Genomic DNA, 25,249 nt, shown 5'->3' on the forward strand with positions numbered 1-25,249 from the left:
GGGACCGGATCAGTCCAGTCCGAGGACGTCCATCGTGTGCTCGGCCATGCGGCGCTCCCCCAGGGCGTTGGGGTGGACGGGGACCAGGCTCCGGCCGAACAGGAGCGGCTCGATCCACCGGGTGCCGGGGGCCTTGCAGGCGTCGTGCCCGTCGGAGGCCCGGGCGAAGTCCACGTAGGTGACACCGGTCTCCTCGGCGGCGCGTTCGACGACCGCGTTGAGGTGTGCCTGGATGCCCCGCAGGTAGGGCACGTCCCCGGAGGCGATGGGCAGCTTCAGGAAGCAGGACGGATCGGCGGCGGCCGGCACGATCCACGGGTAACCCAGGGCTGCCACACGGGCGTTGGGCGCCTTGGCGCGGACATCGAGCAGCGCCTTCTTGAGGGCGGGGTAGGTGTTCGCCTCGATCTCGTCGTCGAAGGACGTGCCGTGCTCGTCCTTGCAGGGGCTGCCCTTGCCGCCGCTGAGCAGCCCGGCGGTGCCGCAGGCCGTCACCGCGTTGATGAACGTGCCGTTGTCGTTGCCGCCGATGGTCAGCGTCACCAGGTCCGTGCCCGCGCCCAGCGCGTCCACCTGGGGTGCGACTCCGGGGTACTGGGCCTGCGTGAAGTGCTTCGTCTCGGCGGCGCCGCACGTGACGTCGTCGAGGCGGGCGCCCGTCCGGGAGGCGATGACGTGCGGGTAGTTCGCGGTGGAGCGCAGACACAGCAGGTTCGTCGGGTCCACGGGCAGGACGCCGGAACCGGCGCTGTAGCTGTCGCCGAGGGCGACGTAGTCGAGGGACGGTGTGGTGTCGGCGGCGGCAGCGGTGACACTGAGGGCCAGCGTGCCGACCGCGGCAGCGGTCGCGGTCATGACACGGCGCACGGCGTGCTTCGGCATGTGCTCTCTTCTCTCGGGAAACGGGCACGGGAAGCGGGCACGGCGGTGCCCGCGCAGGCGTGCTGATCGGTGAGAGTGCGGCGGCTCGAGCGAAGGAACGGGGCGACGGCCGTGCCACGGTCGAGAACGCGCACGCCGACGACCGTGGAGTACCGAACGCGAGTTACCAATCGGTTCTACCGTGAAGTAATCTGCCCGCGTTCCCGTCACCGCGTCAACGTTGTTGACGGAACTTCTTGCAACGGGCATCCCGTTGCCCGCCTCGCGGGGCCCACGACGCCCACGGCGAACACCCGCCCGGGCCAGGGCTGCTCTAAAGTGGCCTTCACCAGTGCAGACGACTGCGGATCAGTGAGGTAGTCACCAACCATGCCGACCGAAACGTTTGAGTTCCAGGTAGAGGCGCGTCAGCTCCTGCAGTTGATGATCCACTCGGTCTACTCGAACAAGGACGTCTTCCTGCGCGAGCTCGTCTCCAACGCCTCCGACGCGCTGGACAAGCTGCGCCTGGCCGCCCTGCGGGACGACACGCTCGACGCCGACGTGAGCGACCTGCACATCGAGCTCGACATCGACAGCCAGGCCCGCACCCTCACGGTGCGGGACAACGGCATCGGGATGTCGTACGAGGAGGTCACGCGGCTCATCGGCACCATCGCCAACTCCGGCACGGCCGCGTTCCTCAAGGAACTGCGCGAGGCACAGGACGGCGACGGGACCGACGGGCTCATCGGGCAGTTCGGCGTCGGCTTCTACTCGGGCTTCATGGTGGCCGACGAGGTCACCCTGGTGACCCGCCGCGCCGGCGAGACCCAGGGCACGCGCTGGACCTCACGCGGCGAGGGCACGTACACCCTGGAAACGGTGGACGAGGCGCCGCAGGGAACCGCCGTCACCCTCCACCTCAAGCCGGCGGACACCGAGAACCAGCTTCACGACTACACCTCCACCTGGAAGGTGAAGGAGATCGTCAAGCGGTACTCGGACTTCATCACCTGGCCCATCCGGCTCGTCGGGGCAGCCGGTGACGACGGCGGGCCCGGTGGGACCGAGACCCTCAACTCGATGAAGGCCCTGTGGGCGCGCCCGCGCGACGAGGTGTCCGACGACGAGTACCACGAGCTGTACAAGCACCTCAGCCACGACTGGCGCGAACCGCTGGAGACGATCCGGTTCCAGGCGGAGGGCACCTTCGAGTACCAGGCCCTGCTCTTCGTCCCCTCCCACGCCCCGCACGACCTGTTCACCCAGGGACAGCGGCGCGGCGTGCAGCTCTACGTGAAGCGCGTCTTCATCATGGACGACTGCGAGGAACTCCTCCCGCCCCACCTGCGCTTCGTCAAGGGCGTCGTCGACGCGCAGGACCTCTCGCTCAACGTCTCCCGCGAGATCCTCCAGCAGGACCGCCACATCCGCATGATCCAGCGCCGCCTGACCAAGAAGGTCCTGTCGACGGTCAAGGACATGATGGCCTCCGCGCCGGACCGCTACGCCACGCTGTGGCGGGAGTTCGGCGCCGTCCTCAAGGAAGGCCTGATCACCGACTCCGAGAACCGCGACGCGATCCTCGCCGTCTCCTCGTTCGCGTCCACGCACGACGCCGACGCGCCGGTCACGCTGAAGGAGTACGTGGAGCGGATGAAGGAGGGCCAGGACGCGGTCTACTTCATGACGGGCGAGTCCCGGCAGGCGATGGAGGCGTCCCCGCACATGGAGGCCTTCCGGGCCAAGGGCATCGAGGTGCTGCTGCTCACCGACCCGGTGGACGAGGTGTGGACCGACGCGGTGGGGGAGTACGAGGGCAAGCGGCTGCGGTCGGTGACCAAGGGCGAGATCGACCTCGACGGCGACGAGGAGGAGAAGACCGACGCGGAGAAGGACCGGCGGAGCGAGGAGTACGCCGGGCTGCTCGGCTGGATGACGGAGCACCTGAGCGAGGACGTCAAGGAGGTCCGCCTCTCCTCCCGCCTCACGGTCTCCCCGGCCTGTGTCGTCTCCGACGCCGACGACCTCACGCCCGCGCTGGAGAACATGTACCGGGCGATGGGCCAGGAGGTGCCCCACGCGAAGCGCATCCTCGAACTCAACCCGGAACACCAGCTGGTGAAGGCCCTGAACCGGGCCTACACCGAGCGTGAGGACCGCACGGAGGTCACCGAGACCGCCGAGCTCCTCCACACCCTGGCGGTGCTCGCCGAGGGCGGCCGACCGCAGGAGCCGGCCCGGTTCGTCAAGCTCGTGGCGGACCGCCTGGAGCGCACCCTGTAGGCCCGCCGGCCGGCCCGCGGGACGGCCGGCCGAGGGCGGCCCCCGCGGCCGGGGCCGCCCTCAGCCGCCGTACTCGATCGCCACGCCGCCGACGCCGGTCGTGAGCGGTCCGCTGCAGCCCACGCCGACCGAACTCGTCCCGCCGGGCGACACGTAGATCCAGTTCGAGTAGTTGTCGACGGCCCAGCCGCAGATCGCACGCACCGAGAACGCGTGCAGCTGCGTCCCGGGGTTGTGGCACTCGCCGTAGGCCGTGTCGTTGGCGATCCAGGTGCGGCACTGCAGCACGTTCCCCTCGGCGGCCGCGGGCGTGGCGGTCACGAGACCGACTCCCCCGGTCAGAGCGACCGCGGCCGCTCCGGTGACGAGTGCGCGTTTCCAGAGACCCTTCATGTCATGCCCTTCCGTTCACCGACGTTGCGTCCAGTGAAGGCCCAGGGCGCGCCGGCGTGAACCTGTGACATGCCAGGGGCACGCGCCGCGCGCCTCCGGGCGGGTGGTGCGCGGACCGCGGGGCGGAGCTGAGAGGCTGAGCGCATGCGTCTGTACGAAGAACGTCTCGGCGTCCCGAGAGCCGCCTCCTGGCTCGCCGCCCTGCTGAGCGTGATGGCCGCCGTCCTCCTGCTGCCCTTCGGCCCTGTCGCCGCCGTCACCGGACTGCTGGTCGTGGCCGCCCTCACCGCCCTGGGGCTGCACTCCTACGGTGCCGCAGCCATCGTGGTGACGGACCGGCACCTGACGGCCGGACAGCTCCGGTTCCCTCTCACCGCTCTCGGTCTCGCGGAGATCCTCGACGCCGAAGAGGCGTTCCTGTGGCGTACCCGGCGGGCCGACGTCCGCGCGAAGATGCTGCTGCGCAGCCACATCCCGACGGCCCTGCGCATCGAGATCGACGATCCGGGCAGCTCCGTCCCCTACGTGTACCTCTCCACCCGGCAGCCGACCACCCTCCTCGCCGTGCTGTCCTTCGCCCGCCGCTGAGGCGTCGCCCGCGATGGTCACTTGTGCGGTGGGGTAAATTCGGGTGCGTGTGGGGCGGCGGGCCGGTCAGACTCGCGGTATGACCGCGAAGATCAGCCGTATCAACCCCGACCGGTTGCACGAGACGCCGGGCTACCACCACATCACCGTGGTGGAGACCGGCCGAACGGCCTATCTGGCGGGTCAGTGCCCCCTCGGCCAGGACGGCTCTCTCGTCGGCGCCGGCTCCCTCGACGCGCAGGTCGACCAGGTCGTCACGAACGCACTCGCCGCCCTCGCGGCGGTAGCCGCTCAGCCGCAGCACGTGGTGCGTTCGGTGATCTACGTGCGCAGCGACGACAGGGAGGACCTGGGCCGCGTCTGGCACCGGCTCACCACTTCAGCCCTCGGCCCCGCCTTCACGTCCGCCAGCACGCTCCTGGGGGTCGCGCAGCTGGGCTTCGCGGGCCAACTGGTCGAGGTGGACCTCACCGCCGCTCTGCCCGACTGAGCGGTCCTCGGGAGCGGGCCGGGCGCAGCGCGTCAGCGGCCCTGCCGGCCGTCGCGGCCGCCCTGCTGGCGGGGGGCGACGGGCCTGGCGGCGGGGGCACTCGGCGCCGCATCCCAACGGCTGTGGGGTGCGTCGGGGTCCGGGGCGCCCTCCTCCTGGCCCGCTTCGGGCAAGGACCGGCTGCTTCGTGGCATCGAGGCCGGACGGGATCGGGGTCGGACAGGGTGCACGATCCCGTACGGCGTCCGCCGTTTGTCCGTCACGTAGAGCGGCACGCCGTAGGCGCGGCATCCGCCTCGGGCCGGCCGGCCAGGAGATCCATGATCCGCGGGCAGTCCGCCGCCGGTACGGTTGAGCGAGCCTCCAGCGGAGGGCTCGCACGGGCGTGCGGGCCCTCCGGTGGGGCGTCGCGCGTTCAGACCGCCGCCGTTTCCTCGGCCTGCACGACCCAGCAGGCCACCTCGGAATCCACCGTCATGCCTGGCGTCCGCAGCAGAACGGGCTCGTCCGTCCGGCAGCGGTCGACGGCCAGCGGGCAGCGGGGGTGGAAGCGGCAGCCGGGCGGAGGGCTGCCCGGATCGGGCACCTCGCCGGTCAGCGCCTGCGGGCGGGAACCGGTGCCGTCCGGTACGGGCACGGCGGCCAGCAGGGCTTGGGTGTAAGGGTGCCGCGGCGCGTTGAAGACGTGCTCGACGGTGCCCGTCTCGACGACTCGGCCCAGGTACATGACGACCACCCGGTCGGCGAGCGCACCGACCACCGCCAGGTCGTGTGAGATGAACGCGAGCGCAATGCCTTCCTCGCGCGACAGGTCCCGCAGCAGATTCGCCACCGCCGCCTGCGCGGAGGCATCGAGGGCCGACACCGGCTCGTCCGCGACGATCAGCTTCGGGCGGGAGGCGAGCGCCCTGGCGATCGCGGCCCGCTGTCGCTGCCCGCCGGAGAACTCGTGCGGGTACTTGTCCGCCGCTCCGTCCGGAAGGCCGACCCGGCGCAACGCCTCCACGGCCTCGCGGGCGCTCTCCGGGTCGCGGCGGCCGCGCCCGGTGCCCTGCGCGCGCTCGCGAGCGGCCACGACTTCCTGGATCTGCGCGCCGATGGTGCGCCGGGGGTTGAGCGAGGCGTTCGGATCCTGGAACACCATCTGCAACGGCAACAGGCCGGCGGCGCGGCGGCGGCGGCCCATGGTGCCGACCGGCGTGCCGTCGAAGGAGACCGAGCCCGCCCGCACCGGGGCGAGACCGGTGATGGCCCGGGCCAGGGTGGACTTGCCGCAGCCGGACTCCCCGACGATGCCCACGACTTCGCCCGGGGCGATCTCCAGGCCGACGCCGGCCAGGGCACGCGTCGGGGGCAGCCCCTTGCGCGGATATTCCACGACCACGTCCTCGACGCGGAGCAGCGGTGCGGCCGGGTGGCCTGCGGGGACGCTCATGCCTTCCTCCTGGCGGGGGCATCGGCCGCGGAGACGGGGCCGGGAGTCGGTGGGGGGTCGGCGGGGCGGGCGACGCCGGGCTCGACCAGTACGCAGGCGGCCGTACGGGCGGGGCCGATGGTGACCGGCTCCGGACGGGTGCGGTCGCAGCCGTCGACTGCAGACGAGCAGCGCGGGTGGAAGGGGCAGCCGGGAACCGGTGCGTCGGCGGCGGGGGCCGAACCGGGGATGGGGCGCAGCGGCACGGTGTGCCCGACAACGGAGCGTGCACCGAGCGAGGAGTGCGGCAGGGCCTGCAGCAGGCCTCGTGTGTAGGGGTGTTGAGGAGCGCCGATGACTTCTGAGACAGTGCCGGTCTCGATGACGCGGCCGGAGTAGAAGACGGCGATCCGGTCGGCGATGGAGGACAGGACTCCGAGATCGTGGGTGACCATGACGACGGCCATGCCCGTCTCGCGCCGCAGCTCGTCGAGGAGTTCGACGATTCCGGCCTGGACCGTGACGTCGAGGGCGGTGGTCGGCTCGTCGGCGATGAGCAGGCGCGGGCCGCAGGCCAGGGCGGACGCGATGGCGATGCGCTGGCGCATGCCGCCGGAGAACTGGTGCGGGTAGCGGGCGGCGGCCGAGGCCCCGCCCGGGATGCGCACCATGTCGAGCAGTTCGGCCGCGCGGGCAGCCGCCTGCTTGCGGCTGATGCCCTGGTGGCGGCGGACGTGATCGGTGAGCTGCCGGCCGACGGTGAGCATCGGATGCAGGGCGGAGGACGGGTCCTGGAAGACGACCGCGATGTCCCGTCCGCGCACCCGCCCCCACTCCTTGTCGGGAAGTCCGACCAGTTCCCGGCCGTCGAAGCGGACCGACCCGGTGACGGTGGCCCGGTCGGGTCCGAGGCCGACCAGAGTCATGCCGGTCACGGTCTTGCCGCTGCCGGACTCCCCGGCGACGCCCAGCACCTCGCCGGGACGCACCTCCAGACCGACACCGTCGACGAGCCGCACATCGCGCCCGCCCCGGAGCAGGGTGACCGTCAGGTCACGTACGCGCAGCAGAGGCTCGGCGGCCGTACCGGATTCCGTCGTACCGGTGCGTGCCGTGCCCGTACCCGCGCGGGTGTCCAGCGGGGTGCGCGCGTCGAGGGTCCGGTCACCACTCATCATCGTTCTCCAGCCGTCGAGAGCTTGGGGTCGAGCCGGTCGCGCAGGGCGTCACCGAGGACGTTGAAGGCGACCACGACCGTGACGATGGCGAGCCCGGGCACGACCGCGAGCCACCACTGGTTGAAGTACTGCGACGCCTCGGAGACCATCGATCCCCACTCTGCGGCCGGCGGCCTGGCACCCAGCCCGAGGAAGGACAGCCCGGCGAGGAGCAGGATCGCGCCGCCGACGTCGAGCATGGCCAGAACGAGGAGCGAACCGGCGATGCCGGGCACCAGGTCCACGAGGATGGAGCGGACCGAACCGACTCCGGCGAGCCGGTTGGCGTGCACGAAGTCCGTCTCGCGCAGGGAGAGCACGGCGGAGCGCACGGTGCGTGCGTAGCCGGGCCACCAGACGAGGGCGCCTGCGAGCACGGAGTTGGGCAGGGACGGGCCGAGCGAGGCAGCCACCGCCATCGCCAGGATGATGACAGGGAAGGCGAAGACGACGTCGGTGACGCGCATCAGGACCTCGTCGACCCAGCCGCCGAAGAAGCCCGCGACGAGACCGACGACCGTGCCGATCACGGCGGTCACCGTGATGAGCAGCAGACCCACCGGTACTGAGAGCCTGGCGCCGTACAGGACACGCGAGAGCACGTCGCGCCCGGCGGGATCGGTGCCCAGCCAGTGCGCGGACGAGGCGCCCTCGAGGGGTACGGCGCTCTGGTCGAGCGGGTCGTACGGTGCCAGCACGGGGGCGAGGACGATGACGACCGTCCAGACAAGCAGCACGCCGACGGCGACGCCTTGTGCAGGGTTGCGGCGTGCCCAGCGCCAGGCGCCGGCCACCCGTCCCCCGCGGTGGCCCAGTGCGGTGACCGGAGTCGAAGTAGCGGTCATGAGAGGCGGATCCTCGGGTCGAAGGCGGCGTACAGCAGGTCGGCGACCAGGTTGACCACGACGAAGACCAAGGCGATGAGGATGGACACGCCCATCACGGCGGGCAGGTCGAGGTTGGTCGAGCTGCGGAAGGCGTACTGGCCGATGCCGTTCCAGGAGAACTGCTGCTCGATGTAGACGGTCGCGGCGAGCAGCAGGCTGAAGGAGAGAGTGGTGGCGGTGATCAGCTGGCCGGACGCCGAGCGCACCGCGTAGCCCCACAGGACGCCGCGCCCCCGCAGGCCCTTGGCATGCCCGGCCTTGACGAAGTCGGACGACAGCGCCTCCAGCACCGCGCTGCGGGTGAAACGCAGCACCATGCCGACGACGGACAGGGCGAGGACCGAGGCGGGCAGGACGAGATGAGCGGCTGCGGATGCGAAGGCGCCCAGGTCGCCTGCCAGGAGGGCGTCGGCCGTGTAGAAGCCGGTGATCTGGCCCGGTGGGTCGAGGGCGGGGGCGAGCCGCCCGGAGCCGGGCAGGATGCCGAGATTCTTGACGAACAGCACGGCGGCGACCATGCCGATCCAGAAGGTCGGCAGGGAGACCCCGGTGAGCGACAGGGTGCGGGAGATCCGGTCGAGACGTCCGCCGCGCCCCTTCGCGGCGAGTACGCCGAAGAGAACACCGGTGACCAGGGCCATCACGGTGGCGGCGACGACCAGTTCGAGGGTGGCGGGGAGCTTCTCGGCGAGGTCGTCGAGGACCGGGCGCTGGGTCTGCTGCGAGGTGCCCAGGTCTCCGGTGAGGAGGTTGCCGAGGTAAGAGGCGTACTGCACCGGCAGCGACCGGTCGAGGCCCTGCTCGGCGCGGTAGCGGGCGACGATCTCGGGGTCGTCCAGGGCGCGCTGGCCGAGATTGGCGGTGGCCGGGTCCGCCGGGACGACGGAGCTGAGCAGGAAGGTGACGAGGGTGACGCCGAAGACGATCAGCACCGAGGAGGCGACGCGGCGCAGTGCGTACGCCAGCAGGGGCGGCACCCTGCGGCGGCCGCGGCGGGCGTCTTTCGCGGGGACCGGCGGGCCCGCCGGTGCGGGGGCCGGTCCGGCGGGAGCCGGGCTGGGGGCGGTCTCGGTCATGGGTCACCCCTCCGAGCGGCCGAGCGTGGCCAGATCGAGGTAGTAGAGCGGATTGCGGACCAGTCCCGTGACCTCGGCCGAGGCGACGGTGACGAAGTTCGGTTCCAGCAGCGGGACGAAGGGGCCGTCCTCGTTCATCGCACGGTTCCACGCCGTGTAGGCGGTGAGCCGGTCCCGCTCGTCGACCGAGCCGTACGCCGCCTTCGTCAGGGTGCCGAGTCCGGGGGCGTCCTTCGCGGGCCAGTGCACCCGCTTGGAGAGGAAGTCGCCGGGCGCGAAGCCGAGAATGTTCTGGGGGTCGAGGTAGTCCGGCGGGTAGGACCACAGGGCGAGTTGCGTCTTGCCGTCCACATACCGCTGCAGGGAGGTCGACGTCGGCGAGGGCCGGAGCGTGACCGTGATGCCGATCTTCCCCAGGTCGCTCTGGATGCGCTGGGCCAGTACGCCGTAGTCGAGGCCGGCCAGCCGGTGGTAGTCACTGGCGTAGTCGAGGGTCAGCTCGATTGTTTCCAGGCCCTGTTCCTTCTCTGCCTTCTCGACGAGGGCTCGGGCCGCCCCGGGGTCGTACGCGGCGGCGTCCGCCTTCCCCAGGCCTCCGGTGAAGACGGTCGGCAGGATGCCGGTGGCCTGGGTGGAGCCGGGGCCGGCGATCTCGACGAGGCCCGCGTAGTCGATGCCGAGCCGGATCGCCTTCTGCACGTCCGCGGAGGCGCTGGGGAGGTTCTTCGCGCGGCTGACCGCGAGATAGAGCACCTCGGCCGCCCGGCTGTCGTCGACCACGAGGTTGTCGTCGTTCAGGCCCTTGGTCTGCAGCGCGGATATGTCGAGGGCGATCTGCGAGTCACCGGACTGCACCCCGAGCAACTGCTGCTGCGCGGACGGCACGTTCCGGATGATCACCCGGGGATATGCCGGTGCGTCACCGGCGTACTCCGGGTTGGCCTCCAGGACGATCTGCGAGGAGTTGCTGTAACTCTTCAGCCGGTACGGCCCCGAGCCCGCGGACCGAGTGTTCAGCCAGATCTCGGCCTTGTCCTCGGTGACCGCGTCCTTCGCGTCGGTGCCGCCGTGCGCGCGCACCACGTCGGCGTTGACCACTCCGAACTGGGGGGTGGCGAGCATCGCGGGCACATCGGCGCGGGGTGACTCGGTGGTGAGGACGACCGTCCGCGCATCCGTGGCCTCCACGGAGACCCCGGCCATCAGATAGGCCGGGCTGGCGTCGACGTGACGCAGCCGGTCGAAGGAGAAGACGACGTCGCTCGCCTGCACGGGGCTGCCGTCGGAGAAACGGGCGTCCTTGCGGAGCTCGAACGTCCAGGACTGCCCGTCCTCCGAGTTGGACCACGACGTGGCCAGACCGGGCACGGGAGTGCGCAGGTCCTCGCCGCGGTAGGTGGTCAGCGTCTCGTACAGGGCGTGGTCGACGAGGTAGTCGGTCGGCTGGTAGACGCGCGCCGGATCGATGGACTTGGCGTTGAAGGCCGTGTCTATGACCAGGGTGTGGCGCGCTGCCTCGACAGAGACGCCGGCGGTCGCGCAGGAGGTGAGCGAAGCCGTCAGGGCGCAGGCCAGAGTGAGGGCGGCGAGGGTACGCCGCCGGGTCCGGGGCGGCAGGGGGCGGTGGGGCATCGGGAGTCTCCACTCGGAGAGACGGGCAGGGAGGAGTCGGGGGACGTCGCTCCTGGTGGCGTCCCGGGACGGGGCAGGCACCGGGTGCGCACGGCCGGCGGCCGGTGCCCTCGGCGGGTGCAGGTACCGGAGCGGCCGGTCCGCGGGAGCCGGCGGGGGTTCGGCCCCGCCGGGTCCGCGCGCGTCTAGGCCGTCACGGGTACGGCCCCCCGGCCGCCCTGCAGGTCCACGTCGATGGTCTGCCGGTACAGGCGGAGCCAGTTGCCGCCGCACAGCTTCTCGACCTCGTCGTCGGAGAAGCCGGCCTTGGCCAGCCCGGCGGGGATGTTGCCGAACTGGGCCGCCGTCTCGAACCACTCCGGGTCCGGCACGACCGGCGACTGCCCGGGCTTGCCCGCCCCGTACTCGGGGCCGCGCGTCCAGTGCCCCTTGCGCATCTCCACCATGTGCTCCTCCGTGAGGAACCGCCCGAGGTCGGAACCGACGCCGACGTGGTCGACACCGATCCGCTCCACGGTGCGGGCGACGAGCTCGCACCAGCTCTCGACGGTCTCGCACCACTCGCCGGCGATGTTCGGGTACATCGTCAGGCCGAGCACCCCGCCGCGCTCCGCGAGCGCGTCGATGACCTCGGGCCGCTTGTTGCGGGCGTGGTCGAAGAACTCACGCGGATTGGCGTGGTTGATCGCCACCGGGACGGCCGAGGCATGGATGGCGTCGTAGGAGGTCCGGTCGCCCACATGGGAGCAGTCGACGACGATGCCGCAGCGGTTCATCTCCTCGACGGCGTTGCGGCCGAAGCGCGTCAGGCCCGCGTCGGTGGTCTCGTAGCAACTCGCGCCCAGGGTGTTCTGGATGTTGTACGTGAGCTGCATGACCCGCAGGCCCATGCGGGCGAACAGCTCGATGTAGTCGAGCCGGTCCTCGATCGGGGACGCGTTCTGGGTCCCCATGAGGACCGCGGTACGGCCTTCGGCGGCCGCCTCCTCGATGTCGGCCGTGGAGTACGCGATCCGTATGAGATCGGCGTTGTCGCGTTCCATGCCGTACCAGTCGGCGAGGGCCTGCATGGTCTCCGCCGCGTTCTCCCAGAACGCGATGGTGTTCGTCACGCAGTCCACGCGCCCGGCGTGCAACTCCTCGAAGACCGTCCGGTTGAAGACGCCGCACTCGAGTCCGTCGATGTTCATCGCTGCTCCTGCTCCTTCTTGGCCGTGCCACCGACGAAGTCCACGTCGTCGGTGAGGTCGGGTTCGATCACGCCGTTCTCGTCGACGGCGGTCGCGCCGGCGTGCTTGAGCGAGGTCACCGACTCGGTGGACAGCGCACGTGCGGAGTCCTCGAACAGCGACCACCACAGGGCTGCGGAGATCATCACTCCGGTGTGTACCGCGCGGGCGGCGGGCAGTGAGCCGACGAGCGGCAGGAGACGCAGCAACTCGGGATCATCGGGCAGCTCGGGCGCCCGGCGCTCCATGACGAGCAGTACGCCGCTGCCGGCCAACTCGTCGGGCACCGGGGGCAGCCCAGCGGCCGGTGCGGCGGCCGAGGGGGCGGGCGTCACGGTGAGTACCACTCCGCGGTCGGTGCCCTGGTGCTCCAGCACGGCGGCGAGGCCTGCGTGTTCGACGCGCCCCGCCCACAGGGTGACCCGCTCCCCGGGTCCGGCCTGGAGCAGGTCGAGCAGCGCGGGGGCGACGACGAGGGCGCTCTGGCCGAGACAGTCGACCACGAGAGCACCCGGGATCTCGGCGACGATCTCCACCCGGCCCGCGTCGGCACGGTCGGCGGCGCTGAGCCCCTCGGAGAGGAACTGCAGAGCCGGCAACCCGGCCGCCTGGGCATGCAGCACCAGATCGCGCACTGCGGGAACGGCGCCGAGGGCGAGACCTTGGGCCTGAAGCAGCCGCTCGCTGACCAGCCGCAGCTCACGCAGCGACAGCCGGAGCGTCTCGGCATCGGAGGCGTTCTGCCAGGTGCGGCCCAGGCGGTCGGCGGTGCCGTCGCTCCCGGGAGCACTGGCGAGCGTGGCGGAGGTCATCGGGCGGCTCCGTTCGAGGGGGCGGGCACGGGGGCTTCGAGGACAAGGGTGTCGGCGGGGCGCGGTATGGCCGGCCAGAACCACGGGCCCACAGCGCCGGCGCCGAGGTCGGCCGCCGTGGGCGCGCCCTGGAAGATCACGCCGCGCAGGTCGCGGCCCAGGTAGTCCTTGGTGCGTTCCAAGCCGTAGAGGGCCGCGTTCGCCAAGCGGATGATCCGCGCAGGCACGAAGGCGGCGTCGCGGATGTTGGCGTGCGGGACGGCATACGCGTGTCCGGCGAGGGACTGGAGGCGTTCGACGGCTCCCCGCAGCTCGGGGCGGGCTGCGAGGAGGCGTCCGACGGGCAGCGCCGGGTCCTCCTCGGTGGCGAGTACGCCGTCGAGGTGCTGGACCATGCCGGGTACGTCCACGGTGAGATCGATGGTGCCCTCGGGCAGTTCGGCGGTGGCGCCGCACCTGGGCTCCTCCGCCGACCGGGACTTGTACCAGGTGTTGGAGACCGCGCCCGGTGCGGTCCGGTCGACGGCAAGGGCCCAGGCGTACCGCTCGGCGAGCAGCTCACGAAGCTCACCGATGGCCATCGAAGCGTCCCGGCGGAACGTCTCGTTGACAGTGAGTTCCGCCGCGAGCCGGTCCGACTCCTCGGGGTCGAGCTCGGTGAGTACGGAGTTGACCACCTCGGCGGCCTCGTCACAGACGTCCTCGACGCCGTCGACCAACTCGGCCACCGTCGGCACCCGGCCGTCCGCTTCGGCCGCAGCGGCGCGTCCGGGGATCGCGGCGAGTACGCGGCGCAGGTCGGCGACGATCCGCTCGGCGGGGGTGAAACAGGTGTACTCGTTGACGTCTTCGCTCTGGTACAGCGCGGCCCGCTCCAGCAGTGCGACCAGCGTGTCCCTGACGGCGGTACCAGGGGCCGCCCTGAGGCCGCGGGCATGGGCCAGGGCCTGTTCGCGCAGCGCGATCCAGCGGTCCACCAGCACCGGGTGGTTGCTGACCCAGAGGACCAGTCCGAGCGCGGAGCTGTTGCCGACGCCGAGGAAGCGGCGGACCTGCGGGGCGAGGGCCACCGCGGTGTCCGAACGGCGGGCGGCCAGCGCCTCGACCAGGTCCGCGCTCAGCTCACGCATCATGTAGGCGGACAGCAATTGGGCGTGGTACGGCACCGCCAGAGGATGGTCCTCGCCGTATGCCAGGAACGTCCGGGTGCCGAAGGTGCCGTTTCCGTCCAGCCCGATGTTGCGCATGAGGTAGCCGACACGGGCGAGCGCGACGGTGTCGGGTTGCCGGCCCGCGGCCAGCGCCTCCACGACGTGCTCGAAGACGCGCAGCGAACGGTTGGCGCGGCACCAGGTGAGCGTGTGCGCCGTGGCCCGGCCGTGGTAGAGGCGCGGCATCTCGTTGCGGGTGTGCTCGATGTCCTCGGTGGTGGCGGGACCGTCGAGGAGGGCGCCCATCATGTCCCACCCCAGGTCGAAGATGCGCAGGGTGCGCTCCTGCGAGGAGGGCGGGAAGGCGAAGGCCACGAAGTCCATCGCCCGGTCCGCCGTGTGGATGCGGTAGACGGCCTCACCGCTGCCGTCCGCCTCGACGGTCAGCGAGCGGCGCTCGACGCGCCAGCCCTCTCGGAGCATCCGGTTGACCAGGGAACGGGCCGACGAGAGGCGCCCGGCCTGCAAGGAGGAGAGGGCGGTAGATGTCATGATCTCGTCGGCCGGTCGGCCGACGGGGCCGACCAGGCCGACCGGGCTGGGCTGTGGTGCCACGGATGGTTCCTTTCGTGCGGGTCACACGGTGCGACGGCCGCCGCGGGCGGTGCGGCGGTCGTCGCCGCGGGCCAGTGATCCGGCCCGTGTGGGGTGACAAGGCGGGTGCGTGACGGGCGGCAGGGCAGCAGAAGACGGCCCAGGGCCGGGCACGCGGGGAGGGTGAACGGGGGAACGCCGGCCAGGGGTGCGGTCCGGCCGCGAGGTGGTGCGCTGGAGCGGGCGGTGTGGCGGGGCCCGCCCGGGGTCAGGGGCGGCGGCGCCACGGGGCCGTGGGGTTCGGGCGGACGAGAGGGTCGGCACCGTGCGGGTGGCAGCGGCGGCTGCGGACGGGGACCGGGTCAGAGCCCGGTGGCGAGGGGGGTCGGACGACGGCGGTCACCTGCTCCCGGAGACGATCTTGGTGACGCGGGCCGCGCAGGCCATGGCGTCGCCTGCCGCGGCTTCGGCGTCGAAGCGGACCATCGGGCCGACCACGGACAGAGCGGCCATCACTCGGCGCCTGGCGTCGAAGACCGGGGCCGCCACGGCAACTGTCGGTTCCAGCCGGTTCGGCAGCGAGATCGCGTAGCCGAGGTGCCGAATGTGCTCCAATTCGTCGTCGCGGGCGGTGGGGACGCCCGCGTCCCGCAGCGCTGCCAGATCGTGCGGCAGTGCCCATGCGGTGAGTACCCGGCCGGAGGCCGTGTCGGAGATCGGCATCCGCGCCTCGATCCTGGAGTCGACGCGCAGCAGCCGGTCCACTTCGACCCGCTGCACTATCCGGGCGGAGTCACCGTCGAGGACGGCCAGCGACACCGTCTCGTCGACCAGGGCGGCCAGTTCCTCCATCGCCGCGGTGGCCCGGTGGCCGAGCCCCGCCTGGGCGAACGCGGCGTCGGAGAGCCTGGAGACACGGAGGCTGAGCCGGTAGGTCCCGTCCTCCGCCTGCTCGGCCCAGCCACCGGCGCACAGCGTGACCAACTGCCGGTGCACATAGCCCCGGTTGCCGCCGGTACGACGGGCGAGCTCGGAGACCCCTACGCCCTGCGGCTCGTCGGCCAGGGCGGCGAGGACCTCCAGCGTCTTGAGCGACGAGGTGAGGATCTGAGTGACCACTGCGCTGTCTCCTATAAGAGGACACTGTCTCCGATCGAGACGCGTCACTTAAACACCGCACCAGCCGGACCGTCAATGGTCGCCGGAAGGGAAATGTCAGACACGCCATGAGTCCTGGTATTCACCTGTGCTGGCCTTCGAATTGACTCCACTGCATCGCTCAAACCAAGGAATGTGAGCTCTCGCCAGTTACGGCGAGGGGTCCCCACCTGTCTTCCATGCGGTGACAGGAGAGTCTTGGACACGCCGGTTGGCTGTCGACGCGGAGCAGTTCCGGCGTCGCGTTCGGCCTGCGCAGCGCGGCGCTGATCGTGACCTCGGCTGCGTAGGCGTCTCCGGCGGCGGCTCGCTGCCAAGTGACGGCGACGGTGATGCCGAGTTCGCGGAGACGCCGGCCCGCAGCCCTGACGCTGATCGGGCGGCCGGACTGAGCGCCGGGGAGGAGCCAGGGTGAGTCCGTCCGACGAGAGCGGCATGGCTGCGGCGGACTGCGACGTGCTGGAGGGCCAGTTCAGCGACGGGGCAGGGCAAGTCGACGGAGACGGCGCCGAGGCGGGGCGGACATCGACGGTCTCGCCCTCACGGCCAGGGCACATCTGCAAGGAACGTCCCTGGCCGAGCTGATCCGCGCCGCCCCGGCCCGGCCGCCCGTGAGCGCACCCGCACCACTGCCCGGGGTGCCGTGGCGGCGGCGGGCGGTCAGGCGGCAGGGTCGACTTCGGGGTGCGTGAAGCGCACGGGCTTGCCCAGCGACCGGGCGTAGGCGATCTCGGCTCGGGTGCTGTCCCCGATGTAGTCGCCGACCACGAGCACCTCGTCGGCGAGCCGGATCTTCGCCCGGTGCAGTTCGTCGAGCCGGACCTTCAGCGCCTCGGCCTCGACCGGATCGGACCAGAGCTCGTGCGGCGACTTCATGTCACAGCCTGGTTTGACGACGATCCTTCCCGCTTTCGTCTCCAGCAGATCGGCCTCGTTCATCTCGGCCATGAAGCGGGTGGAGCCGCAGATCGCGACGATACGGGGAAGGCTCAACAGCTTCTTCGCGGCGGCGAGCTTCTCCTCGGGGGTGAGCAGTCGCGGGTCTGACACTGTTTCCTCCTGGTGGTGCGGTCCGAGACGATCACCGGCCCCCGGAACGGATCGATCAGAAGAGGCCACTTCGCATGTGGTGCGTCAGGTCGTCGAGTATCTCGCGCAGCCACGGACTGCGGACGGCCGGCAGCCGGACCAGGGTGCGCCGGAACACTTCCGGGTCGGCCCGGAACAGGTGGCGGGGGCGCGCCGCGGGCGGATCGAAGTCGTCGCGGAGGGCGCCGTCGGGAAGTGTCCCTGACGCGGGGGCGGGCGGGTCGGGCTCGGGGAAGGCCAGTCGAAGCCACACGCCGAACGGCAAAGGCACCAGGTGCGGCGCTGGGAGGGCCGGGGCCCAGGTCCTTCCCGTCCGAGGGTGGGACGGCACGAGGAGGATGGCTGTGTCCTCGCCGGGAACCGGCAGTCCCGGTCCGGCCAGGGCGGCACTCCTCGCGGGCCCGCCCGCGGGCAGCAGGGCGTCGAGCGCGCGTTGGAAGACCTGGCCGGCCAAGCCGTCCGGGACGGTCACCGGTCGGCCCTCCGACGCCGCCAGCAGGTGGGCGAGCGCCTGACCGGCCGCCGCCTCCCACTGCGGGCTCCACGACCACCAGTGGTTCGACCAGTGCCCGGCCGCCGTCCGCGACGCCCACGTGGCGATCGGCTCGAACGGGGGCGTGCCCTCACCTGTCTCCATCAGCTCCGACCAGGACAGCGGCGCGGCACCGGCGCCGTCGACAGGGACGCGGCGTACGGCGTTCGGGGCGAGCCACAGCGCCTGCCACAGCGAACAGTCGTCGATGCGGCTCGCCACGGGCAGGGAACACTCCACGCAGGCCACGTTGGGGCCGTCGGCGCCGTCGAGGCCGCAGCAGTAGCCGCCCGCGCGTGCCTCCGGGATCAGGGCCGTACCGGTGGCATCGCCCGGCGCGATGACGACGGCGCCGGGCGCGCCGTCGGAGAGGGCGAACACCGGCGCGTGGACACCGCGGGCGGTCGCTTCCTCCGGAGCGATCTCTTCCCACCTCCGCCACGGCGGCCCCCAGGGCTCCGGGTCCACGGCGAACGTGCCCGACTCCATGAGCACCGGGGGCTGGGTTCCGTTGCCGTACTTCTGGTGAGCGTGGACCGGCAGCGCGACCTGCGACAGCGGGACGGTCAGCCTGGCCCCACAGTCGGCACAGAGAAAGACGAACAAAGATCCTCCGCGGGAGAAACAAAGGCATCGTCGCAGCACTACGGCTCACCGGCCAACGTGTTTTCCATCCGGCGACGACGACCGACGCAGCGCCGCCACGCCTACGGCTCGGCGTGAGCGCCGGAGGGCGGCACGCGGCGGCCGTTTGCGGGACGCGGTCGGGTGAAACCCGGCAGGCACCGCGCGGCGCGCACTGTCCCATGCCGCGCCGGCAGCAGCACACCAGCAGCAGAACAGGAGCGGCTCATGAGCACTTCCGTCAACGAGATGCTCCGCACCTACCCCGCGGACCTGGGAGGCGTGGACCGGGAAGCCATGGCCAGGTGCATCGAGGAGTGCATCGCCTGCGCGCAGGCGTGTACCGCGTGCGCCGACGCCTGCCTGTCGGAGGGCATGGTCGGCGATCTGACCAAGTGCATCCGCACCGACATGGACTGCGCCGACATCTGCAACGCCACCGCATCGGTGCTTTCCCGACACACCGGCTACGACGCCGACATCGCCCGGGCCGTCCTGCAGGCCTGCGCCACCGTCTGCAAGGCGTGCGGCGACGAGTGCGCCGCCCACGCGGACATGCACGAGCACTGCCGCGTCTGTGCCGAGGCGTGCCGGCGCTGCGAGCAGGCGTGCCACGACCTGCTCGCGCGTCTGGGCTGACCCTCCCGCCGCACAACCGGGCCGTGGGCCGTGGGTGTCCCGCCGGCTCGACCGTGCCGGGGTGCGGAGTCACCCCGGCAGGCGCAGCGCGCGGCCTTGCTGGTGGGAGGGGTGCCGAGCCCGTACCGGCGGTGCGCACGGACCGAGCACGGTGTAGAGAGGAGGCATGTCACAAGGGCTCGACGGACTTCGCCGGCCGGACCGACCGGGTCGGGCGCTGGTCGCCATCCCGATCGCGTGGATCGTCGCGGTGTCCGTGACCGACGTTCTCGCGCCGCCCCACATCCACCTCGGGCCGCTGCTCGTCGCCGCCCCGGCGATCACCCCCCTGTTCGGCGGGCCCTGGACCGTGGGACTGGTGGCCGCGCTGGCGGTGATCGCGCAGACGGTCATCGGGGTGCTGCGCGACACCGGCGAACTGCTCTCCGCCAACCACGAGGCACAGGTGCTCGCCCTGCTGCTCGTGGGAGCGAGCCTCGTCGTCTTCTGCGTGGTGCGCGAACGCCGCGCGCGAGAGCTGACCCAGGTGCGGTACGTGTCCGAGACCGCCCAGCGGGTGGTCCTGCCCCCGCTGCCCGGCCGGCTCGGTCCGCTGCGCACCGCTTCCCTCTATCTCGCCGCGGAGGCCGAGGCCCGGATCGGCGGCGACCTGTACGCGGCGGCGCGCACCGCCTCCGGCACCCGGTTGATCGTCGGCGACGTGCGGGGCAAGGGGCTGACCGCGGTCGGTGACGCGTCGCTGCTGCTCGGCGCGTTCCGCGTCGCGGCTCACCGCCGGGCGAGCCTGGGCGAGCTGGTGGCCTACCTCGACCGCAGTGTGTGCTGGGACCTGACGGAGCCGGGGGAGACGGCCCGCTACGGGGAAACGTTCATCACCGCCACCGTCCTGGACATCCCCGACCGGGGCGACCGCGTTCAGATGGTCTCCTGCGGGCACCCTCCGCCCATCGTCCTGCGCGAGGGCCGGCCGACGACGATGAACGCCCGTCATCCCGCACCACCGCTGGGACTGGGCGAGCTGACGGACCCGAGTTACCACGTCGAGGCCTTCCCGTTCCTCCCGGGAGACCTCATGCTGCTGTACACGGACGGCGTCACCGAGGCCCGCGACCCCGCCGGCACCTTCTACCCGCTCGCCGAGCGGGTCACCGGCTGGACCGAGAGCGACCCCGACGCTCTCCTCGGGCGCTTGCGGCGCGACCTGCTGCACCACGTCGGCGGTCACCTGGACGACGACGCCGCCATGATCGTCGTCGAACGCCCCGTCACGCCCCGCGCCTGACACGCTGGTGCGCGAGAGCAACGGTGCGCGCATGCTGGGAGGGGGCCGGACGCACGCTTCCGCCTTCTCGCACCAAGGAGCAGGCCATGCCATCCCTGCACTTCCACATGAACTCCTCGATGACCCCCTCCGAGGTGATGGGGGTACTGACCGACTTCAGCCCTTCGCGGGTGGAGCGGTGGCCGTCCATCGATGCCGAGCACTTCGCGGTCCACGAGAGGGGCGAGACCTGGGCCGAGGTCACGGAAGGGAACGGCAAGTCGTGGGAGCACGCACGCTATGAGTGGGATCCGTCGCACAACAGGGTCACCGTCACCACGCACGACTCGACCCCCTTCGGGCCGGGCGGGTGGGACTTCCGGATGACGCCCACGAGCGACGGCACGCGCATCGACGTCCAACTCGAACGCCATCCCAGCTCGCTCAAGGCGAAGGTGCTCTCACCGATCATTCCCTTGGCCGGACCGGTGTTCCGCAAATCCTTCAAGGAGCCCCTGAAGTCCGTGTAGCCACGTGTTCGCCGGCGAGGGTCGCTGAGGCCGAGGGCCCCTCCGGGGTCGGACCGGGAGGAGCCCCGCGGCCACCGCGCGGTCGCCGGCGCATGCGGTGCCCGCCGCACGTGCCCGACGTCGACGGATCAGGCGGAGGGGGCCGGGGACGCGGTGGGGGCGGGGCCGCCCCCGGGTGCGCCCTCGCCGTCGTTCGTGGCGCTGGGGTCGACCGCCATCGTGATGTGTCCGATGACGCCGCGCTCGACGTGCCTCTTGTCGTAGACGAGCTCGAGCAGACCGCCCGGTGTGCCGGTTCCCGGGTAGATCGAGTCCTGGTCGAGGGTCACGCGCGTGACGGAGTTCGCCGAGTAGGGGGCGACGCCCGCGGTGGCCTTCACCGACTCCTCGGAGAAGTAGAACTGGCCGGTGTGACAGGTGCGTCCGCCGGTGTAGCCGTCGGAGGTCCGGGAGCCGCCGGTGTGGACCTTGGTGTGGATGTGGACGGCGCGGCCGCTGTACCAGCCGGGGAAGACGGTCCGGAAGGTGACGAAGCCCTGGTGGTCGGTCATCTGGATGCCGCGCAGCCAGGTGAGGTCGTCGGTCGGAGTCGCGTGACCGCCACCGCCACCGCCGCCCGGACCGCCCGGGCCGTCCGGAGGCGTCGTCGGCGTGCCGGAGGGCGGAGGGCCGGGAGGCGTTCCGCCGCCGTTGCCGATCTGGGTGTAGCCGGAGTAGACGCCGGACGCGTCGCAGTGCCAGATCTCGACGGCCGAGTTGCGGATGGGCTTGCAGGTCGCGCTGTCCACGGCGCGCAGCACGAGGAGCAGCGGCACTCCGGTGCGGTCCTCGACCACGTTCTTCCGGAAGAGTTCGTAGTCGATGTAGTACGGGCCCTCGATCTGCTCCGTGGTCAGCGACATGCAGGCGCTGGACGCGGAGGCGGCCGCCTTCACCGAGGCGAGGGTGCCGGCGCCGGTGGCGCTCCGGCCGGCGGCGCTCGCTGCGGCGCTCGCCCCGCCGAGGGCGACGGCGCCGGCCGCGCCGCCCAGGAGCAGCATGCGCCGGCGGGAGACGAGTCGGGAGACGAGGGCGTTGTCAGGCTCTTCGGGAGCGGTTTTCGACATGCACGCGACCGTAGGGACGGTGCCTGTCAGCCCGGTGTGAATCACCCGCCGCCAATGCGCCAACCTCTGGCCGGTAACGGTCTGGCCCATGGCCGGCCGGGTGGTGCTGCCTGGGCGCTGCCGGGGCCGGCGTCCGGGTGGTCGGGCGGTGGCGTCCTCAGCCGACGTGGACCCGGGGGCGCCGGGAGCGGTCGGGCTCGGCCTCGCGCAGCACCTCCCGGGTCACCGGGGCGACCTCGCCGTGACCGAAGAGGAAGAAGCGGAGGAAGTTGGCGAAGGGGTTGCCCTCGGTCCATTCGAAGTAGATGTGGGGGGTCTGGCCGGTGAGGTCACGGGCGTGGAGGAGGAAGGCGGCCAGGGCGTTGGAGACCGAGGAGCCCTCCAGCGTCAGGACGCGGTAGCGGCCGTGCATCACCTCGCCGTGGACGGTCAGACCCGACTCGAACTCCGAGGGATCGGTGACGGTCACCTCCACGAAGACGAAGTCCTCGTGCGACGGGACCTCGTTGTCCGCACGGATCTGCTCGACCTTGTCGCGGTACTCGGCGACGTCCCGGTCGTCGGGTTCCTTGGCGATGAACTGGAGCTTGCGGCTCGCGATGTCCCGGACGAAACGCTCCGCCGTCACGTCCAGCTCGACCTCGGTCACGCGGAGCTCGAAGGAGCGGGCGAGCCGGGAGAGGAAGGAGACCAGGACGATGGCCGCGATGAAGCAGGCACCGATCTTGACGCCGTCCGGACGCTCCATGACGTTGAGGACGGTGGTGTAGAGGAAGACCGCGGCGATGACGGCGAAGGCGATGGTCCAGCCCCGTTGCGCGGCCCTGCGGGCGGCGACGGTCACCGCGACGGCCGCCGAGCTGATCAGCACGAGGACACCGGTGGCGTAGGCACCGCCCTGTGCGTCGACGTCGGCGTCGAAGATCCACGTGACGAGGAACCCGACGAGCGTGAAGACGATGACCATGGGGCGCACCGCGCGCGCCCAGTGCGGTGCCATGCCGTAGCGGGGCAGGTACCGCGGCATCAGGTTGAGCAGCCCGGCCATCGCGGAGGCTCCGGCGAACCAGAGGATGGCGATGGTCGAGACGTCGTAGACCGTGCCGAAGCCGTTCCCCAGGTACTCGTGTGCCAGGTACGCCAGTGCGCGCCCGTTGGCCTCGCCGCCGGACTCGAACTGCTTCTCCGGGATCAGCACGGTGGTGATGAAGCTGGTGGTGATCAGGAAGGCACTCATGATCAGGGCGGCCGTGGTGAGCAGCTTCCTCGTGTCCCGGACGCGGCCGGTGGGCTGCTCCTCCGTGTCGGACGCGTCGCCCCGGACGTGCGGCATCACGGCCACGCCGGTCTCGAAGCCCGACAGGCCCAGCGCGAGCTTCGGGAAGACGACGAGTGCCACGCCGATCATGGCGAGGACGTCGCCGTGCTCGGCGGTCAGGGCCCTGGTCCAGTCGGTGACGAGGTGCCCGTCGGTGGCTACGTGCCACAGGCCCGTCACGACGACCACCACGTTGAGCGCGAGGTAGATCCCCACGAGCACCACGGCGACGCCGATCGCCTCCAGGAAGCCCTTGAGGAAGACCGCGCCGAGCAGCGCGATCAGGAACAACGTGATGATCAGTTGCTTGTCGTGCAGGGCGTCGGTCAGATGCGGGTTCTCCACGAGGTGCGTGGCGGCGTCCGCCGCGGACAGCGTGATGGTGATGAGGAAGTCGGTCGCCGCGAAGCCCAGCAGGGTGAGGACGAACAGTTTGCCCTTCCAGAACGTCAGCAGCCGCTCCAGCATCGCGATCGAGCCCTGCCCGTGCGGGCTCTCCTGCGCCACCCGCCGGTACACGGGCAGCGCACCGGCCAGGGTGACGACCACGAGCACGATGGTGGCGACCGGGGAGAGCAGTCCGGCGGCCAGGGCGGCGATGCCCGGCTGGTAGCCGAGCGTGGAGAAGTAGTCGACGCCGGTGAGGCACATCACCCGGTACCAGGCCCGGCCCTGGTGCGGCGGTTCGGGCTGGGCGTGCGGTCCTTGAGGGCCGCCCTCCCTGCCCATGTCGGACAGGCCCTCCAGCATCCACGTCCGCAGGCGGCGGGGTGGCGGGTGCCCGGGCGCGGACACGCGTGACGCCTTCGGGCCGGTGCTCGGGCGCTGACCGCTCAGGGGATCTTCACCCAGTCGAGCGTGCGGTCCACCGCCTTCTTCCAGCCGGCGTAGCCTTCGGCGCGCTGCTCGTCGGACCACTGGGGCTCCCACCGCCTGGACTCGTGCCAGTGCGTGCGCAGTTCGTCGGTGTCGCGCCAGAAGCCCGTGGCCAGTCCGGCGGCGTAGGCGGCGCCCAGTGCGGTGGTCTCGGCGACGACGGGACGGCTGACCGGGACACCGAGGACGTCGGACTGGATCTGCATGCACAGGTCGTTGGCGGTCACGCCGCCGTCGACCTTGAGCACGTCGAGATGGACCCCGGAGTCCGCCTCCATCGCCTCCACGACGTCGCGGCTCTGGTAGCAGATGGCTTCCAGGGTGGCCCGTGCCAGGTGTGCGTTGTCGTTGTACCGGGCGAGGCCGACGATCGCCCCGCGGGCGTCGGAGCGCCAGTACGGTGCGAAGAGGCCGGAGAAGGCGGGGACGAAGTACATGCCGCCGTTGTCGTCGACGGTGCGGGCGAGATCCTCGCTCTCGGCGGCCGTCTTGATGATCTTCATCTGGTCGCGCAGCCACTGCACGGCGGAGCCGGTCACCGCGATGGAGCCCTCGAGCGCGTACACGACGGGCTCGTCGCCGAACCGGTAGGCCACCGTGGTGAGCAGACCGTGCTGGGAACGGACCAGCTCCGTACCGGTGTTGAGCACCAGGAAGTTGCCGGTGCCGTAGGTGTTCTTGGCCTCACCGGGGCGGAAGCACACCTGCCCGACCGTGGCCGCCTGCTGGTCGCCGAGGACCCCGCCGATCGGCAGGGGAGCGCGCAGCGGCCGGGTCGTCCGGGTCACCCCGTAAGCCTCCGGGTGCGAGGAGGCGTTGATGGCCGGCAGCATCGCCCGGGGGATGTCGAAGAAGCCCAGCAGCTCGTCGTCCCAGTCGAGCGTCTCGAGGTTCATCAGCATGGTGCGGCTGGCGTTGGTGACGTCGGTGGCGTGGATGCCGCCGTCGGGGCCGCCCGTCAGGTTCCACAGGACCCACGCGTCGGTGTTGCCGAAGAGCGCGTGGCCCCGCTCCGCCGCTTCGCGCACCCCGTCGACGTTCTCCAGGATCCACTGGATCTTGCCGCCGGAGAAGTACGTCGCCGGGGGCAGTCCGGCCTTGCGGCGGATGACGTCGCCCTTGCCCGAGCGCTCCAGGTTGGCCGCGATCGTGTCGGTGCGGGTGTCCTGCCACACGATGGCGTTGTAGTAGGGGCGGCCGTTGCGGGGGTCCCACACCACCGTGGTCTCACGCTGGTTGGTGATGCCGATCGCCGTCAGGTCGGTCGCCGACAGGCCGCCGTAGCGCAGGGCGTTCTGCATCACCGAGTTGGTGCGCTCCCAGATCTCCACCGGGTCGTGCTCCACCCACCCGGAACGCGGGAGGATCTGCGCGTGCTCCAGCTGGTGCTTCGCCACCTCGTTGCCGCCGTGGTCGAAGATCATGAATCGGGTGCTGGTGGTCCCCTGGTCCACCGCGCCGATGAAGTCCGCCATGATGTCTG

Annotated in this window: 22 protein-coding genes; 6 read left to right on the forward strand and 16 right to left on the reverse strand. The window is 71.4% G+C overall.

Annotated features, from left to right (window positions below):
* Window positions 1–9 precede the first annotated feature (9 nt).
* Window positions 10–882: an SGNH/GDSL hydrolase family protein gene (locus ACGF3H_RS15460; RefSeq protein WP_362500326.1), complete on the reverse strand. Its 873-nt coding sequence runs from the start codon at window positions 880–882 to the stop codon at window positions 10–12.
* 369 nt (window positions 883–1,251) lie between these two features.
* Here ACGF3H_RS15460 and htpG point away from each other — a divergent pair, with 369 nt between their 5' ends.
* On the forward strand, window positions 1,252–3,150 hold the full coding sequence (gene htpG / locus ACGF3H_RS15465; RefSeq protein ID WP_362500325.1) for a molecular chaperone HtpG: 1,899 nt from the start codon (window positions 1,252–1,254) through the stop codon (window positions 3,148–3,150).
* Between the two features lie 60 nt (window positions 3,151–3,210).
* Here htpG and ACGF3H_RS15470 read toward each other — a convergent pair whose 3' ends face one another.
* A complete protein-coding gene (locus ACGF3H_RS15470; protein WP_362500324.1) occupies window positions 3,211–3,471 on the reverse strand; it encodes a hypothetical protein in 261 nt (86 codons plus the stop codon).
* A gap of 216 nt (window positions 3,472–3,687) precedes the next feature.
* On the opposite strand from ACGF3H_RS15470, the gene ACGF3H_RS15475 reads away from it, so the two are divergent.
* The gene (locus ACGF3H_RS15475; RefSeq protein ID WP_362500323.1) at window positions 3,688–4,131 is read left to right on the forward strand and encodes a DUF3093 domain-containing protein; all 444 of its coding nucleotides are present in this window, start codon (window positions 3,688–3,690) and stop codon (window positions 4,129–4,131) included.
* 79 nt (window positions 4,132–4,210) lie between these two features.
* On the forward strand, window positions 4,211–4,621 hold the full coding sequence (locus ACGF3H_RS15480) for a Rid family hydrolase (protein ID WP_362500322.1): 411 nt from the start codon (window positions 4,211–4,213) through the stop codon (window positions 4,619–4,621).
* A 415-nt stretch (window positions 4,622–5,036) separates the two neighbouring features.
* On the opposite strand, the gene ACGF3H_RS15485 is transcribed toward ACGF3H_RS15480, so the two are convergent.
* From ACGF3H_RS15485 to ACGF3H_RS15535, 11 genes are all read right to left on the reverse strand, one after another.
* Window positions 5,037–6,056 carry an ABC transporter ATP-binding protein gene (locus ACGF3H_RS15485; protein ID WP_362500321.1) on the reverse strand — a complete coding sequence of 340 codons (1,020 nt, stop codon included), beginning with the start codon at window positions 6,054–6,056 and terminating at the stop codon, window positions 5,037–5,039.
* Complete coding sequence (locus ACGF3H_RS15490) at window positions 6,053–7,210, reverse strand: ABC transporter ATP-binding protein (RefSeq protein ID WP_393816489.1); 1,158 nt, start codon at window positions 7,208–7,210, stop codon at window positions 6,053–6,055. Before ACGF3H_RS15490 ends, ACGF3H_RS15485 begins: the two co-directional genes overlap by 4 nt.
* Window positions 7,210–8,097 carry an ABC transporter permease gene (locus tag ACGF3H_RS15495; RefSeq protein ID WP_362500319.1) on the reverse strand — a complete coding sequence of 296 codons (888 nt, stop codon included), beginning with the start codon at window positions 8,095–8,097 and terminating at the stop codon, window positions 7,210–7,212. Before ACGF3H_RS15495 ends, ACGF3H_RS15490 begins: the two co-directional genes overlap by 1 nt.
* Window positions 8,094–9,215: an ABC transporter permease gene (locus ACGF3H_RS15500; RefSeq protein WP_362500318.1), complete on the reverse strand. Its 1,122-nt coding sequence runs from the start codon at window positions 9,213–9,215 to the stop codon at window positions 8,094–8,096. Before ACGF3H_RS15500 ends, ACGF3H_RS15495 begins: the two co-directional genes overlap by 4 nt.
* 3 nt (window positions 9,216–9,218) lie before the next feature.
* The gene (locus tag ACGF3H_RS15505) at window positions 9,219–10,847 is read right to left on the reverse strand and encodes an ABC transporter substrate-binding protein (protein WP_362500317.1); all 1,629 of its coding nucleotides are present in this window, start codon (window positions 10,845–10,847) and stop codon (window positions 9,219–9,221) included.
* A 185-nt stretch (window positions 10,848–11,032) separates the two neighbouring features.
* The gene (locus ACGF3H_RS15510) at window positions 11,033–12,037 is read right to left on the reverse strand and encodes a membrane dipeptidase (protein ID WP_362500316.1); all 1,005 of its coding nucleotides are present in this window, start codon (window positions 12,035–12,037) and stop codon (window positions 11,033–11,035) included.
* Entirely contained in the window at window positions 12,034–12,888 is an 855-nt protein-coding gene (locus tag ACGF3H_RS15515) for a hypothetical protein (protein ID WP_362500315.1), read from the reverse strand. The genes ACGF3H_RS15510 and ACGF3H_RS15515 overlap by 4 nt, the downstream gene beginning before the upstream one ends.
* Window positions 12,885–14,654, reverse strand: coding sequence for a hypothetical protein (locus ACGF3H_RS15520; RefSeq protein WP_362500314.1), 1,770 nt, complete (start codon window positions 14,652–14,654; stop codon window positions 12,885–12,887). Before ACGF3H_RS15520 ends, ACGF3H_RS15515 begins: the two co-directional genes overlap by 4 nt.
* Window positions 14,655–15,032: 378 nt before the next feature.
* On the reverse strand, window positions 15,033–15,752 hold the full coding sequence (locus tag ACGF3H_RS15525; RefSeq protein ID WP_362500313.1) for an IclR family transcriptional regulator: 720 nt from the start codon (window positions 15,750–15,752) through the stop codon (window positions 15,033–15,035).
* Between the two features lie 699 nt (window positions 15,753–16,451).
* Window positions 16,452–16,841: a hypothetical protein gene (locus ACGF3H_RS15530; RefSeq protein ID WP_362500312.1), complete on the reverse strand. Its 390-nt coding sequence runs from the start codon at window positions 16,839–16,841 to the stop codon at window positions 16,452–16,454.
* A gap of 55 nt (window positions 16,842–16,896) precedes the next feature.
* Window positions 16,897–18,018 (reverse strand): hypothetical protein, encoded by a 1,122-nt coding sequence (locus ACGF3H_RS15535; protein WP_362500311.1) that lies wholly within the window; start codon window positions 18,016–18,018, stop codon window positions 16,897–16,899.
* 246 nt (window positions 18,019–18,264) lie between these two features.
* Between ACGF3H_RS15535 and ACGF3H_RS15540 the strand changes: the two genes are divergently transcribed.
* From ACGF3H_RS15540 to ACGF3H_RS15550, 3 genes are all read left to right on the forward strand, one after another.
* On the forward strand, window positions 18,265–18,675 hold the full coding sequence (locus tag ACGF3H_RS15540; RefSeq protein WP_362500310.1) for a four-helix bundle copper-binding protein: 411 nt from the start codon (window positions 18,265–18,267) through the stop codon (window positions 18,673–18,675).
* A gap of 166 nt (window positions 18,676–18,841) precedes the next feature.
* The gene (locus ACGF3H_RS15545) at window positions 18,842–19,957 is read left to right on the forward strand and encodes a PP2C family protein-serine/threonine phosphatase (RefSeq protein ID WP_362500309.1); all 1,116 of its coding nucleotides are present in this window, start codon (window positions 18,842–18,844) and stop codon (window positions 19,955–19,957) included.
* Between the two features lie 86 nt (window positions 19,958–20,043).
* Window positions 20,044–20,466, forward strand: a complete 423-nt coding sequence (locus tag ACGF3H_RS15550) for a hypothetical protein (protein WP_362500308.1) — start codon at window positions 20,044–20,046, stop codon at window positions 20,464–20,466.
* Window positions 20,467–20,594: 128 nt separating this feature from the next.
* Here the strand turns inward: ACGF3H_RS15550 and ACGF3H_RS15555 are convergent, their stop codons facing one another.
* The 3 genes from ACGF3H_RS15555 to glpK all read right to left on the reverse strand — a co-directional run bounded on the left by ACGF3H_RS15555 (window position 20,595) and on the right by glpK (window position 25,241).
* Window positions 20,595–21,572: an intradiol ring-cleavage dioxygenase gene (locus ACGF3H_RS15555; protein ID WP_362500307.1), complete on the reverse strand. Its 978-nt coding sequence runs from the start codon at window positions 21,570–21,572 to the stop codon at window positions 20,595–20,597.
* 157 nt (window positions 21,573–21,729) lie between these two features.
* Window positions 21,730–23,640: an amino acid transporter gene (locus tag ACGF3H_RS15560; protein WP_362500333.1), complete on the reverse strand. Its 1,911-nt coding sequence runs from the start codon at window positions 23,638–23,640 to the stop codon at window positions 21,730–21,732.
* A gap of 83 nt (window positions 23,641–23,723) precedes the next feature.
* Window positions 23,724–25,241 (reverse strand): glycerol kinase GlpK, encoded by a 1,518-nt coding sequence (gene glpK, locus ACGF3H_RS15565; protein ID WP_362500306.1) that lies wholly within the window; start codon window positions 25,239–25,241, stop codon window positions 23,724–23,726.
* Between the last annotated feature and the right edge of the window lie 8 nt (window positions 25,242–25,249).

Origin of the sequence: Streptomyces sp. NPDC048185 (assembly GCF_043202495.1) — a bacterium.
Classification (GTDB): domain Bacteria; phylum Actinomycetota; class Actinomycetes; order Streptomycetales; family Streptomycetaceae; genus Streptomyces.